This window comes from Spiroplasma endosymbiont of Melieria omissa (genome assembly GCF_964031175.1).
Lineage (GTDB): Bacteria > Bacillota_I > Bacilli_A > Mycoplasmatales > VBWQ01 > Spiroplasma_E > Spiroplasma_E ixodetis_A.
In genome coordinates, this window is record NZ_OZ035012.1 from 788,006 (window position 1) to 802,062 (window position 14,057).

General features: G+C 25.3%; 11 protein-coding genes and 2 pseudogenes. 8 read left to right on the forward strand and 5 right to left on the reverse strand.

Annotation, left to right across the window (positions count from 1 at the left end; translation table 4 throughout):
- Nucleotides 1-4: 4 nt before the first annotated feature.
- Together ACQH26_RS05240 and ACQH26_RS05245 are read right to left on the reverse strand one after the other, a co-directional pair.
- Nucleotides 5-364 (reverse strand): helix-turn-helix domain-containing protein, encoded by a 360-nt coding sequence (locus ACQH26_RS05240; protein ID WP_425382298.1) that lies wholly within the window; start codon nt 362-364, stop codon nt 5-7.
- Between the two features lie 370 nt (nt 365-734).
- Nucleotides 735-1,058, reverse strand: a pseudogene (locus ACQH26_RS05245) (transposase); the annotation flags it as partial.
- An 81-nt stretch (nt 1,059-1,139) separates the two neighbouring features.
- Between ACQH26_RS05245 and ACQH26_RS05250 the strand changes: the two are divergent.
- Together ACQH26_RS05250 and ACQH26_RS05255 are read left to right on the forward strand one after the other, a co-directional pair.
- Nucleotides 1,140-1,466, forward strand: coding sequence for a transposase family protein (locus ACQH26_RS05250; RefSeq protein ID WP_425382209.1), 327 nt, complete (start codon nt 1,140-1,142; stop codon nt 1,464-1,466).
- A 24-nt stretch (nt 1,467-1,490) separates the two neighbouring features.
- On the forward strand, nt 1,491-1,985 hold the full coding sequence (locus ACQH26_RS05255) for a transposase family protein (protein WP_425383035.1): 495 nt from the start codon (nt 1,491-1,493) through the stop codon (nt 1,983-1,985).
- 5 nt (nt 1,986-1,990) lie between these two features.
- On the opposite strand, the pseudogene ACQH26_RS05260 reads toward ACQH26_RS05255, so the two are convergent.
- A pseudogene (locus ACQH26_RS05260) lies at nt 1,991-2,905 on the reverse strand (IS256 family transposase); the annotation flags it as partial.
- A 225-nt stretch (nt 2,906-3,130) separates the two neighbouring features.
- Between ACQH26_RS05260 and ACQH26_RS05265 the strand changes: the two are divergent.
- The 5 genes from ACQH26_RS05265 to ACQH26_RS05285 all read left to right on the forward strand — a co-directional run bounded on the left by ACQH26_RS05265 (nt 3,131) and on the right by ACQH26_RS05285 (nt 6,283).
- A complete protein-coding gene (locus tag ACQH26_RS05265; protein ID WP_425383036.1) occupies nt 3,131-3,565 on the forward strand; it encodes a hypothetical protein in 435 nt (144 codons plus the stop codon).
- A gap of 134 nt (nt 3,566-3,699) precedes the next feature.
- Nucleotides 3,700-4,836: an ABC-F family ATP-binding cassette domain-containing protein gene (locus ACQH26_RS05270; RefSeq protein ID WP_425383037.1), complete on the forward strand. Its 1,137-nt coding sequence runs from the start codon at nt 3,700-3,702 to the stop codon at nt 4,834-4,836.
- A gap of 13 nt (nt 4,837-4,849) precedes the next feature.
- Nucleotides 4,850-5,236, forward strand: coding sequence for an ATP-binding cassette domain-containing protein (locus ACQH26_RS05275; protein WP_425383038.1), 387 nt, complete (start codon nt 4,850-4,852; stop codon nt 5,234-5,236).
- A 158-nt stretch (nt 5,237-5,394) separates the two neighbouring features.
- Complete coding sequence (locus ACQH26_RS05280; protein ID WP_425381863.1) at nt 5,395-5,754, forward strand: helix-turn-helix domain-containing protein; 360 nt, start codon at nt 5,395-5,397, stop codon at nt 5,752-5,754.
- A gap of 40 nt (nt 5,755-5,794) precedes the next feature.
- Nucleotides 5,795-6,283, forward strand: coding sequence for an IS630 family transposase (locus tag ACQH26_RS05285; protein ID WP_425382099.1), 489 nt, complete (start codon nt 5,795-5,797; stop codon nt 6,281-6,283).
- Between the two features lie 68 nt (nt 6,284-6,351).
- On the opposite strand, the gene ACQH26_RS05290 is transcribed toward ACQH26_RS05285, so the two are convergent.
- Nucleotides 6,352-6,624 carry a hypothetical protein gene (locus ACQH26_RS05290; protein ID WP_174480642.1) on the reverse strand — a complete coding sequence of 91 codons (273 nt, stop codon included), beginning with the start codon at nt 6,622-6,624 and terminating at the stop codon, nt 6,352-6,354.
- A 210-nt stretch (nt 6,625-6,834) separates the two neighbouring features.
- Nucleotides 6,835-8,799, reverse strand: coding sequence for a hypothetical protein (locus tag ACQH26_RS05295; protein WP_425383039.1), 1,965 nt, complete (start codon nt 8,797-8,799; stop codon nt 6,835-6,837).
- Nucleotides 8,800-9,282: 483 nt separating this feature from the next.
- Between ACQH26_RS05295 and ACQH26_RS05300 the strand changes: the two genes are divergently transcribed.
- A complete protein-coding gene (locus ACQH26_RS05300; RefSeq protein WP_425383040.1) occupies nt 9,283-14,010 on the forward strand; it encodes an ABC transporter permease in 4,728 nt (1,575 codons plus the stop codon).
- The last annotated feature ends 47 nt before the right edge of the window (nt 14,011-14,057 follow it).

Below are 14,057 nucleotides of genomic sequence, written 5' to 3' on the forward strand. Positions count from 1 at the left end.
ATTTTTATCTCTTTGTTCATATAGAAAAGTTTTTTTTATATGTATAATTTAGTTTTTTAAAATAGTTATAAACTGTTTCTTTAGTTATATTTCCAAATTTATCAATTACTTTTTGAACTGTAACATCTTTATTTTCTGCTAAATAATTTTTTAATTCATCTAAATCCTTTATTTTGTGGCTATGTCCTTTTTGATAATTCAAAATTGGTTTTATATGCCCAGTTTCTTTTTTTCTTTTTCTTCATAAAAATAAAGTCTTTCTAGTGATATTGAACACTTTACAAATTTCTTTAATTTTCATATTTTTACTTTCATAAGCTTCTATTACTTTTCTTCGTAAGTCTTCACTGTATGGTTTTGGCATAATTTAATCTTCCTAATCTATTTTAATTATTGCTGAATTGTACTTTTAAATTCAAAAACTGTTTAAATTACATATTATTATTTTACATTATTTATGAGTAAATATTACTTTAGTTAGCTATATTAATAATAAAGAAACTGATGTTGAACAAAAAATAATAGAGCAATATAGAGTTTATTTTTGTAAAAAAGAACTTTTAGAAGAAAGTCAATTCATAAAAAATGAAAATGATAATCAAGTAGTTATTAGAAAAAAATCTATTTTAGATTTTAAAAATAAAGAAAATATTAATGGTGTCATTAATAATGATGAAAATATTAAAGAAAGCGAGGCTTTTATGTAATCTGTGTATCTTTGTTTTACAAAGTTACTAGTTCAGATTAATTCTATCTTCAAATTTTATCATAAAATGAGCAATTGCTGTATTTCAATTTTGAATGGGCATTGTTCATTTTTTTGTTATATTTTCAATTGCTAAGTAAAATATTTTGAAAACTGCCATATCATTAGGAAAAACTTTTTTATTTCTGATAACTTTTCGTAATTGACTATTAACAGATTCAATAGCATTTGTAGTATAAATCACTCTTTTAATTTCTGGTGGATAACTAATAAAAACCATTAAATTATCTCAATTTTTATATCAAGATTTAGTAATTTGCGGATATTGTTTATTTCATTTACTTTCAAATGATTAGACTTACTGCATAACTAGTTAACTTTTCATTTTTTTGTTATTATTAAAATAAAATTTGAATAGTTAAGGATAAATTTTATGACATATTTTGAATTAAAAGATAAACCGGATCAATATTTTCGTAAAATAGTTGGTATTAATAAACTAGTTTTTAATGAAATTTTAAATATTTTATTAGATCATCAAAATCTAAAAAATACCACTGGTGGAAGGCCATATAAAATGTCAATAGAAGATAGACTAGTAATGACTTTAAGATATTTATATGAAAATCGTACATATCATAGTATTGGTGCTGAGTATGATATGGTTGATACTACTGCTTTACGAAATATTCGTTCAATTGAAGACATTTTAATAAATAATAATAAGTTTAATAATTTAACAAATAAAAATATTTTTTAAAAAGAAGAATTCAAAAATAAAATTTTGATAATTGATGTAACAGAAGTAGAAACAGAACGACCAAAATATAATCAAAAAGATTGATTTTCTGGCAAAAAATGAATGCATACTGTTAAGTTTCAAACCATAATTAATGCACATACTAATGAAATTTTAAATATTTTTCCTGATACTGGTAAAAATCATGATTTTAAAACTTTTAAAAATTCAAAGTTAGAATTTTTGTCAGAAACTGTAATTCTTGCAGATAAAGGTTATCAAGGTTTACAAAAAATTCATAGTAATACATTTTTACCCATTAAAACTAGTAAAAATAATCCTAAAACAAGTAAAATTACCATTTTTAATAAGATTATTAATAAAACTCGCAGAAAAATTGAACATGTTTTTGCATTTTTAAAATGTTTTAAAATTATTGGTTATAAATTTAGAAAAGGTAGAAAACGAATATTTTTAAGATTTAATTTAATTGCAGGATTTTATAATTTATCATTAAAACTTAAAAACGTTATGCAGTAAGTCTATTCTAAAGCTTGCATTGCTTGTTCTTCACTACATGCACTATAAATTGGTTTTAAATCTGCAACTAAGGTTTTTCGATGTTTGTATGAAACATATTTTAAACTATTTCTAATTTGATGAACTATGCATAATTGATGTTCAGTTTTAGGATAAACTGCTTGTATTGCTTCTGACATGCCTGTTAAATTATCACTACAAGCAATCAAAATATCATTTAAGCCTCGATTTTTCATTTCTGTAAAATTAGCTAGTCAAAATTTAGAACCTTCATTTTCACTAATTCATAAACCTAAAACATCTTTTTTGCCTTCTAAATCCACTCCTAATGCTATATAAACTGATTTGTTAATAATGCGTTTATCTTGCCGTACTTTAACTACTATACAATCAAAATAAACAATAGAATAAATACTTTCTAATGGTCGATTTTGCCACGCCTTGACATCATCTATCACATCATCAGTAATTTGACTAATAACACTTTCACTAATATCTGCACCATGATATAACTCTTGCAACTGCATTCTAATATCTGATAAAGTCATTCCTTTGGCATATAGTGAAAGAACTTGTTGATCAAAGCCATCAAATCTTCTCTGTCTTTTTGCAACTATTACAGGAGTAAAATCACTATTACGATCTCTTGGTACATTAATTTCAATTTTACCTTGTTGAGTTATTAATTTTTTTGAACTTATACCATTACGAGCATTTTCACTATTACTATGTTGATTTTTTTCATACCCTAAATAATTTTGCATTTCAGAATTTAACATCTTTTCTACTAATCTTTTTGTTAATTCTTTATATAATCCTCCTTCTTTAAATACTGTTGTTAAATCTTCAGTATTTTCTAGTAATAAATCTACTGCTTTTGATATTGGATCATTATTATTAATACTTTGTTTTTTAGCCATCTGTAACTCACTCTTTCTAGTCATTTAATTATATTTACTAGAATTAATTAAACATAGTTATTTTTGTAAGTTACACAGATTACTAAACATTACCAAGAAAGCAAAAATATTTTAGGTAAATTAGGTAGGTGAGTTGGAAAATTTTTTATTTTTGCCCTTGAAACTTATCTTTTTGGTGTTGTTTCAGGAATTATTTCTGTTATTGCACGTAAAATTCCCTTTGCAATGGCGCTTTGTTGATGAACTCCTGCAGCTTTAGGAATAGCAACACTTACTGCTCTGCCTATAGGTTGATGTATAGTTTTGGCAATTGTAGCAGTATTAAGCGTTCAGATACTAAAAGAATGTGCAATTAAACCTTTATTTAAAAAAATGTGAAAGCTAGTAGAATCAAAAAAAGCAAAAAAACTAGAAATGGAGGACTTAAAAGAAATAGATTTTCATAATATCAATTCTAGAGTTTTAAAAAACTATTTAAGTACTCAAAAAAACATATCTTTTGATGAAATTAGACCAAGTTTTGAACAAAATATTAATATAATTAAAAATAGAAAATTGTCTCATCAAACTCAAGAAAAATTTGATGCAAAGAGTATTAATAATATTCCAATTTCAGTTAATACTTGAAATAAAGTAAAATGTTTATTTCAACATAATTAATAAGTTAATAATTTTGTTGAAAATAATAAAATTTTAATCTATAAAATTAATACTATTTTCTCTTTTCTCTTATTTTATGGTTAATATTCATGTTATTATTACTAAGTAATTAAAAAATATTAATGAGGTATAAGATGAGTATTGTCACAATTGAGAATTTAACACATGCTAATGGTGGAAAAGTTTTATATAAAAACGCCACTTTACAAATTAATAAAGGTGAACATGTGGCATTAATTGGTATGAATGGTGTTGGTAAAACAACATTATTAAATATTATTAATGGAACAGTATCTGCAGATCATATTAATTTAAATATTCATCCTAAAATTAAAATTGGGTATTTGGATCAACATCAAGAGGTTAATTTAGAATTAACAGTTTTACAATATTTGCGTGAAAGTTATCAAAAACTTTTTGAACGTGAACAACAAATGGAAAACTTATATGCAGAAATGGCTAATAATTATAGTGAAGAGTTATTAACGAAAGCAATGAAAATTCAAGATGAATTGACACACCAAGGATTTGATACTATTAGTAAAAAAATTGGTCGTTTAGTTGATGGATTGGGTATTAATTTACAACTTTTAGAACAAACTTTAGGTAGTTTAAGTGGTGGTCAAAGAGCAAAAGTATTATTAGCAAAATTATTATTAAATGAAGATGATTTTTTATTACTTGATGAACCAACTAATTTTTTGGATATTGAACAAATTAATTGATTAGCTAAGTTTTTACAAAATTACCCTAGTGCATTTTTATTGGTGTCACATGATCGTAATTTTATTAATACAACATGTAATATTATTTTCGATATTGATAATTATATGATTACTCGTTATGTTGGTAATTTTGAAAGTTTTTTAGAACAAAAAAGTTTACATCATCGTCAATATGAATCAGCATATTCAAATCAAAAGAAATTAATTGAAAAATTAGAAACTTATATTAGTAAAAATGCAGCACGTGCTTCGACTGCTAAAAGTGCTGAATCAAGAAGAAAACAATTATCTAAAATTAATGTTTTAGAAAAACAGAAAATCCAGTCTCCTCCAAAGTTTTATTTTAAGTATTATAAAACAACAAGTTCAATTGCTGTTCAAGCTAAAAACCTTGAGATAGGTTATCATAAACCATTAATTAAGCCGCTTACTTTTGTTATTAAGACTGGTAGTAAGTGAGTTGTTAAAGGGTATAATGGAATTGGTAAAACTACTTTCTTGCAAACGTTAGCTGGTAATATTTCCAGCAAGTGCTGGAAATATTAATTTAGATGATCGAATGCAAGTAGCGTATTTTCATCAAACTGAAGTAATGACTAGTACTATTCCATTTAATTATTTAAAAGAGTTAGATATTAAATTAAATGATGTTGAGATTAGAAGAATTTTAGCAAGTTTTGGTTTGCGTAGTAATTTAGTAATGAAACCAATGAACTTACTTTCTGGTGGTGAACAAACTAAAGTTAGATTAGCAGCATTGGCATTAAAACCTTATAACTTATTAATTTTAGATGAGCCAACTAATCATATTGATGTTTTAGCTAAAGAGTCTTTATTAAAAGCATTGCAAGAATTTGAAGGCACTGTATTATTGACAACTCATGATACTAATTTTAATAATAGTTGAGTTGATGGGGTTTTAGATTTTGAAAAATTAACAAATTAGTGAATTAAAATAGTTATTTTTAATATTTAATTTCATTATAGCTAACTAAAGTAATGTTTACTCATAAATAATGTAAAATAATAATATGTAATTTAAACAGTTTTTGAATTTAAAAGTACAATTCAGCAATAATTAAAATAGATTAGGAAGATTAAATTATGCCAAAACCATACAGTGAAGACTTACGAAGAAAAGTAATAGAAGCTTATGAAAGTAAAAATATGAAAATTAAAGAAATTTGTAAAGTGTTCAATATCACTAGAAAGACTTTATTTTTATGAAGAAAAAGAAAAAAAGAAACTGGGCATATAAAACCAATTTTGAATTATCAAAAAGGACATAGCCACAAAATAAAGGATTTAGATGAATTAAAAAATTATTTAGCAGAAAATAAAGATGTTACAGTTCAAAAAGTAATTGATAAATTTGGAAATATGACTAAAGAAACAGTTTATAACTATTTTAAAAAACTAAATTATACATATAAAAAAAACTTTTCTATATGAACAAAGAGATAAAAATAAACAAGAAGATTTTTTAAAAGAAATAGCTAAAATAATGAATGAAGATTTAGTATATATTGATGAATCTGGAATTGATGATAATGAATTTTATAAATATGGTTGATCTGAAAAAGGTAAAAGATTATTTGATAATAAACCCGCATATAAAATAAAGAGAATGAGTATAATTGGTTCACTAAATAAAGGTAAATTAAAAGCCTTATGAGCATTTGAAGGACATTGCAATAGTAAAATTTTTGAATCATATGTTAAAAATAAACTAATTCCAGTATTAAAGCGTGGACAAATTATAGTTTTAGATAATGCAACGTTTCATAAATCTAAATTAACACAACAATTAATTGAAAATGCTGGATGCAAACTATTATTTCTTCCGCCATATTCTCCTAATTTAAATCCAATTGAACATTTTTGATTTGCTATAAAACATAATATAAGAAAAATATTACCAAATTATTGACCAAATATTAAAAAAGCTATTGATTTTGTTTTTCAAGATATGAGTAAATATTACTTTAGTTAGCTATACATTTAAACAAATAAAAAAACTTATAGCTAAATCTTAGCTATAAGTTTTTTTATTTGTTTAAATTATCCCTTACGATTACGGTCGTCACGGTCTCGTCTGCTAAATCCACCACTGTTTCCTCAACTAGAATCACCACGGTCAGAACGTGGTCTAAAGTTTCCACGATCAGAAGAATTTCTATCCCCTTGTGTTCTTGCTCCACGTTCAGCAAAACGTTTTTCACGTTCTTCTGTGATTTTTACAAGTGTTGTTAAACTTGCATTAATAGTAATTACTGTTTCTTTTAAAACTTTAATTTCTTCTAATAATGCTTCGATTGTTTGATTGTTTTCCATTAACAATGCCTCTTCTTTCTGGCGCCTAATTGATAAATCTGATAATAATATCTGATATAATGAGATTAATAAGCACTTAATTAAGTATAGCATTAAAATTAAAATTGTATAGTATATAGTCATATATTTTATAGTTAAAAATAATTATTATTATGATAACTATTATTTTTTTATTAAATATCTAGTAAATAATACATTAAAATTAATTTTTTATTTTACTAAAGTAATACTTTTAAATTTAAAAGTACGTATACCTTGAAAATCAATTAAATTTTCAATATCAATAGCAGTGATAATAAAATGATATGTAGTGTTTTTAATTTTATATGTAAAATCATATTTTAAATTAATTGTTTCGATATTATTGATGGTAGTTTTAGTCATAGTAATATTAGAAGTATTACCTATTTTTTTATTAATGCCGGTTGTGTTATCAGCATCAAAATAAGTTTCATAGTTATCTTTAATTCATTGATTATTATTAGCAGTAATAATATTTTTAATTCCTAATTTATGACTTTCATCAGTAGTACCAAGTAATAAATTTAAGATATTATTTAGTTGACTGTTTGGTTCAAGCATAGTTTTTTGTAAAATATCAAGTATTGAACCCTGAGTAAAAGTTGGATATTCTGGATCATCTTTATTAATGTGTCCACCTAATGATTTATATAATTCTTCGACATCGGTTGCTGTTACATCACTTTTATTAATTATGTTTTTTAGAGTAACAATAGTATCATTTTTAAGAATTATTAAGAGACCACTAGTATTATTAAATAAAAAATTCTCTAAATCTTGTAGATCAATATTAATACCTTCATTACCTGGATATTGTTCTGAAATTTTGGTAATTAGATCAGTAATGCTATCAATAATATTTTTAACACTATCTGTATTAATTGCTTTGATAATGGTATCAATTAATGGACTAGGATCATATGCACTATCACCAATAAGCCCGCCTAAGGTTAAATTTACTGGTATAGGTAAAAGACCAATTTTAACTTTTAAATTAAGTTTAACATCATAAAGAAATGTATCGAAACCACGAGTTTCTGCTGTAGTTTTACCAAATACGGTTAGAAGTATTTGTTTTAATTTTTCTGGTTGGTTAATTAAAGATTTTATAGTATTGATAATATCAAGCAAATTATAGCTACCAGCACTTGGCTTTGATGGATAACCATTACCAATTGTTAAGTTTTTAACACCTTCAGTAATATCGGGCATATCTAATATTCATTTTTTAATAACCGGAATAATTGCTTCAATAATTGTTAAGATATAAAGTGGGTTAGTTAAAAGATAGGGAAAGTATTTTTCAATATCAGCAAAAAATCCTTTCTCATCAAATTGAACATCCAGTGGATTTATACCATTAACAGTTATATATTCTGAAAGAATATTACCTAAATACCTTGGAGTTTTACCATCTTTACCAAAGATGTTATTATCTTTACTCATTTTTCAAAATAAGTAATTAATTAAAGTGCCACCATGATATAAATCATAATCTTGTTTTGATTTTCAATTTTCAACTTTATGACCAGGAAATTCACCAAAACTTGGACTTATTTTCCATTTTCCATTATCATTTCAAGCGCTATAAGGTTGACCACTATCATCTTTTCAATTATTCATAAACTTAGTTAATGTTTCTTCATCAGTGGGTGTAGAAGTTTGTTGATCTGATCAACTGCCATTGACTAAATTACCAAATATTCTAGTTAGCGGATTTAAAAAATTAGGACCATAGTTATTAATTAAATTAGCAACTAATTGTAATCCAGCTGGTAAAGTGCTTAAGTCACCTTGTAATGATTTTAAAAAACTAGAAATGGGGTCCATACCAGCACCAACAACTATATTTTCTAATTGTGGGTTAGCCATAATTGATATAGTTCTAATATAATCAAGTGATGAAAAAACATCATTAACTTGCTTTTTACTATTGATGGTTTTAGTTAATTCACCTGTTCCAGAAGCTTTAAAAAAATTATCAGGATCAAAGTTATTTACATCAATTTTTCCATTTTCCCCTCAACGTGTTTGTAAATCACCTCAATTATCTAAACTAGTATTTTTAGTTAAATTATTAATACTATTATTTTTAATTTTTCCCATAATATCATCATTAGTACTACTAGTATCAGCACCTAACTCTTTTGACATAACCATACTTTTAATTAAAGCAGAAGTTTGGTCAGCAAAACTTTTAGCGATACTATTAGTTACACGGTTAACATAAAAGTTAAAGGTACAAGCTGATAGAGGTAAAATAGTGGCACTTGCTATTAAGATAATTCCTAACTTGGTAAATACTTTTTTCATAGCAGTTCTCCTTAAATAAAGTGTTATTTTTGTCAATTTTATTTTACTAAAATTTAATAGATTTAACTCTGAAAATAATTAAATTCATTTCTTACAAATTGTATCATTAGTTATTTTAATTTTAAAATTTATTTAAATAAACAATTTAAATATGGTAATATATCAAACAGAGAAAAATTAAACATTATAAAAACTATCTATTATTTATTTTAAAATTATCCTATATATTAATTTTGTATAAGTGTGATATTATTAATCCATATGTGAACTTAATAATTAAAATTAAATGCAAAATTTTAATTTCAGGAATTAGGGAGAACTGTAATGGCAAGGTTAAATAAACGCGAAAAAGCGAATAATAAAAAAATGGTATCTACTAATAAGAAATCAAAAAAAAGTTTATTTAAGAATGCGTTACTATTAAAGCAGACTTTAGTTGCTACATGAAAAAGTAAATTACAATTAGTTATTTTACTATTACTTACTGCTTTTGCAACTTCGTTGGTTACTGGAAGTTGAATATCATACGTTAGAATGATTGAAGGAAGTAATCAATTAGGATTAAATGATCTTAAGTTTGATGCTGTTTTACCTTATTCACCAGTGTCACAAGGTATTAAACAAATTGCTAATCAAGCTTTTAGTTTAAAGTTAGGTCGATTTTATGTTCAAGATGGAACTAATAGTAAAAGTACTAAAGCGCTTTATTTTGATGATACAAAAATAGGTACAGATCAAGAAATACTACCAATCACTAAAGATAACTTAACTATTGATTATACTCGTGATAATACAGGCAATATTACTGGGTTTAATGATATAAGATGAACAAATCCGGATAATCCTTTAGTTTTTAATTTGAATAATAATAATGTTAAAGCAAGCATCTATGGTCAATTATTATTAAAATCAAAAAATGCTGCTAATGAGAATTTAAAAAACCATTTTAAAACAGCAGCAGATGATTTATATCGTGATGTTTTCTTAAAAAAAACAGCACCCAATATTCTTCAATCTATTAATACTTTTATTAAGGAATGGATTACAAAACATTCAACAGATCCGATATTAAAGGAAACTGATAATGATAAAGTTACCACTTGAATTTTAGAAAATAAAATAAATTTTAGATCTTCTTCTAATGATGCTACTATTCCTGATAGTGTTAATTTGCAAAATCAAACAGAAAGAAATGAACTTTTTATTAAAGTAGTTAAGGAAACTGAACCTGATCCAAGATTAGATAATGATTATGGTATGAATGGTCAATGAATGAGAATTTATCGTAATTTTTCTGCAACAGAATCAGATAGTAACATTTATACTAATTTTACTAATACTTCTATTGGTTATCATTCACCTTTTAACTATAATGTGATTAGTGATGGCACTGAAAGAGATGCATTTTCTACATATTTAATTCGTGCGGTTGCAGCATTACAAATGCGTGATTTATATGTTCGTAATCAATTTACTGCCAGTGCTGGAGTAATTAATAATACTCAAATTAATACTAAAATTATTGATATTGGTTTACCTAATGCTTTAAATCATACTAATCTAAAAGTATTTGAAGGTGTTGCACCAACAAGTAAAAATGAAATAGTTATTACGCCACAATATGCAAGAAAAAATAAAAGTAATAAAGCGTATAAACCAGGCGATCATATTAATATTAATGGTACTGACTTTATTGTTAGTGGTATTGGTGGTGATGCTTATGATATTTATCCAACGATTAGTGACTTAGATCCAATTCCCAATACAAGAACTGAATTTATTGCTTATGTTACACCTTCAGCATGAAATGATGGAAATTGATATAAGACAGCAGATAAAACTGATAATACTTTAATGTATTTTACAAAATGAAATAATGTTCCTAAAAATAGTATTCATGAATTTGATGTTGATTTATTTAATGATTTTTTTCAAAAAACAATATTTAGTGATAATGATGTTAGTGATTTAAATCAATATGATTATAATAAGTATTTAGTTGAGAAATATGGTAATACAGATCCAACACCACAATCATCTTCTACATACCTTATTAATCCAAATCCTGTAGTTACAAGTAGTAATAGTCAGTTTTCGCTTTATAATAGTAAAGAAAAGATATTTAATTCAGCAATAATTGGATTTTTATTTGCAGCAATAGCAGGAGTATTATTTTTACTAACGGTTGTTATTTTTATTACCACTTTAATTGTTAAAAAAGCAATCCAACATGGACAAGTTTCAATGGGTATTTTAAAATCAATAGGTTATAAAACATGACAAATTACGATTTCTTATTTGGCATATCCATTATTAACACTATTAATTGCAATTCCAATTGGCTGAATTGTTGGTCTTGTAATTCAGGTATATTTAACTGAGATTTTTAATACTTTATTTGTTTTACCATATAATGTTTTTAACTTTGATGTTGTTCCATTATTTATTTCAATTGTTTTAATTATTGGTTTTATTACAATTGTTACTTTATTAACTGCCTTTCGTCTTTTAAAACGTGATCCTTTATTTTTAATTAAAAAAGATAGTGATTTAGCTTTAGGTGTTCCTAAAAGTAGAACTAGCAAGTTTTTACAAAATAATTTTCGTCTTCGTTTTTTATTATCTTTATCAAAAACTAGTTGAAAAAAAATTTTAGTTACTTCGGGAGTTATTACTTTAGCTTCACTTTCAATTGTAGCAACAACACTAGTTCCTGCCACTATTAATAGTTTAAAAGTTAATTATTTCAAAACTCAAAAATATAAAAATTATTATGAGTATCAAACACCAATGCCGAATATGCCAATGAGTAAATATGGATTATATTCATGAGATTTTTTTAATCGACCAAGCGGTGAGAAATATTATCCAACTTATGGTGCTATGCCTTGACCTGAAGATAAAATTGTTTATGATGAGAAAAAGGCACGTGTTGGATGATATAATCCATTATTGTTTAAAAAAGAAAAATTAACTAATAATTTTGCTGATATTTTTACTTTTGATTCATCTTTTCCTGAATCTGAAAGAGCAGAGTTTATAAAAAAAATGTCCTCTTATTATCAAGAACAATCAACAGGGACATTAGATCTTAATGATTTAGTTTGAACATATAGTTGATTAGGTGGCAAAGCTTTTAGTAATCAGTTATTAACTGATTTAAGTAAAGAAGATAATACACCATCAAAAATATTTTCATATAATATTGTTAATTTTGCAAGTGGCCAATTATCTAATATTTTGCAAGTTCCCAATCCTGGAGTGCCACCTGGTCCAGAGGCAATTAAAGAAATTTTAAAGCAAGTATTACCGGGCTTTGTTCGTCAGAGTATTGATAGTTTGCCAAGACCAAATATTAAAGAAGATCCTTATGATTATTTTAGTATTGGTCATAATACTATTGCTTTTAATCCAAAAACTACTAATAATGGTGATATTAATGGACCAGATGAAGAATTAGTAACACAGTTTAAAGTTGGTGTTGATGAAAGTACAAAAATTGCTAAAAAAGAACTAATGGATGTTATTGGGATTAATCCCAATACTGCGATGTTAGTATTAAAAAATGATGAAGTGAAAGCTTTAAAATATAATGCTAATGCTAATGCTATTCCAATGGTTATCAATCGTGCTTTTCAATCTAAATTTGGATTAGATGTTGGTTCACAATTTAGTGGTGTACCACAAGTTAATACTTTATGTTATAAAAATATTGATGGTAAAAGTGTTCCTTTACCAAAAGAAAATTGATATTACGGTGAAACACCACCAACAGATTCTTATACTACAAATGGTGGCATCTGATCAAAAAGTGGAACAAAATGAAATTATCGTGGTGATCAAAAAATAAAATTATCTGATAATAGTAAAGAATATAGTGATATCCATGGCACTAGGTATAATGGTATGTATGATGAAAAAGGACAACCAATTATAAATAATGAACCTAGTACTTGAAATAATATTAATGATATTTGATTAAAATTGCCTTCTGATATTAGTGGTAGTGCTAAAAGTGGTAAAATTCCAACAGCTGATAATGCTAAAACTATTGATTTTGATTTATCACGTATTTCCGATTCAACAGGTGAATGAATTAGACCTTTTTCATATGATTTGGTAAAACCATATAATGGATTTGATCCTAAAGATCCATTAAGTATTTTATTAAACCGCCCAGCAGAATGATTTATGGGAATGGTTAATAATAATATTTTAACTAAAGAAAATAATATTAATGCTGATAGTTTACAAGCAGATATTAAAAAAAACATGCCAACATGATGAAAAAATATTACGGGTAATGATAATCCACTTCATACATATCAAGTTGTGGGAATTCAAGAATCTTATGATACTCCTAAAGCCTATGTTGATCAAAAATGAGCTAATGAAATTATGGGTTATAGTTATATTGATGATAATCCTTATTATTCAGGAACGGATGTATTTCAATGATTTAATGGTAAGTTAAGTGCTAATGCTAATGTTTTTGATTTAATTGGAAGAATGAGTTTTAAATCAAATTTAGATGATTATACTATTTATGCAACCACTAGTTTAAGTGGTAATCAAAATATACCAATGGTCAAAAAAAATTATTTATTATTAAGACAACAAGCAATGCTTACTAAAATGTCAGATATTGCTTTCAGTGCTAGTGCTTTATTTATTGTGACAACGATTATTTGTTCAATATTAATTGTTATTATGATTACTGATTTATTTACCGATCAATTTCGTCGTTTTATGGCTCATATGAAAGCAGAAGGATATACTAATTGAGAAATTAATTCTTTTACTTTAGGTATTTTTACACCTTGAGCATTACTTGGTTATATTGTAGGGTTTGCCCTAGGTTACCTTGCTATTTATGGTTTAATTAATATTCTTATTAGTTTTGTTGGTGTGGCTTTACCATTTACAATAACATGATGAATATTACCAGTAAGTTTTATCATAATTGGTGGTATATATATATCAACATTTATTATTAATAATCATGAATTAAATAAAATGAATTTAATTGAATTATTAAAATCTGATGAATAAAATAAAGTTCACTAAAGAATGTTTGGTAAATTTAAATATTTAAATTT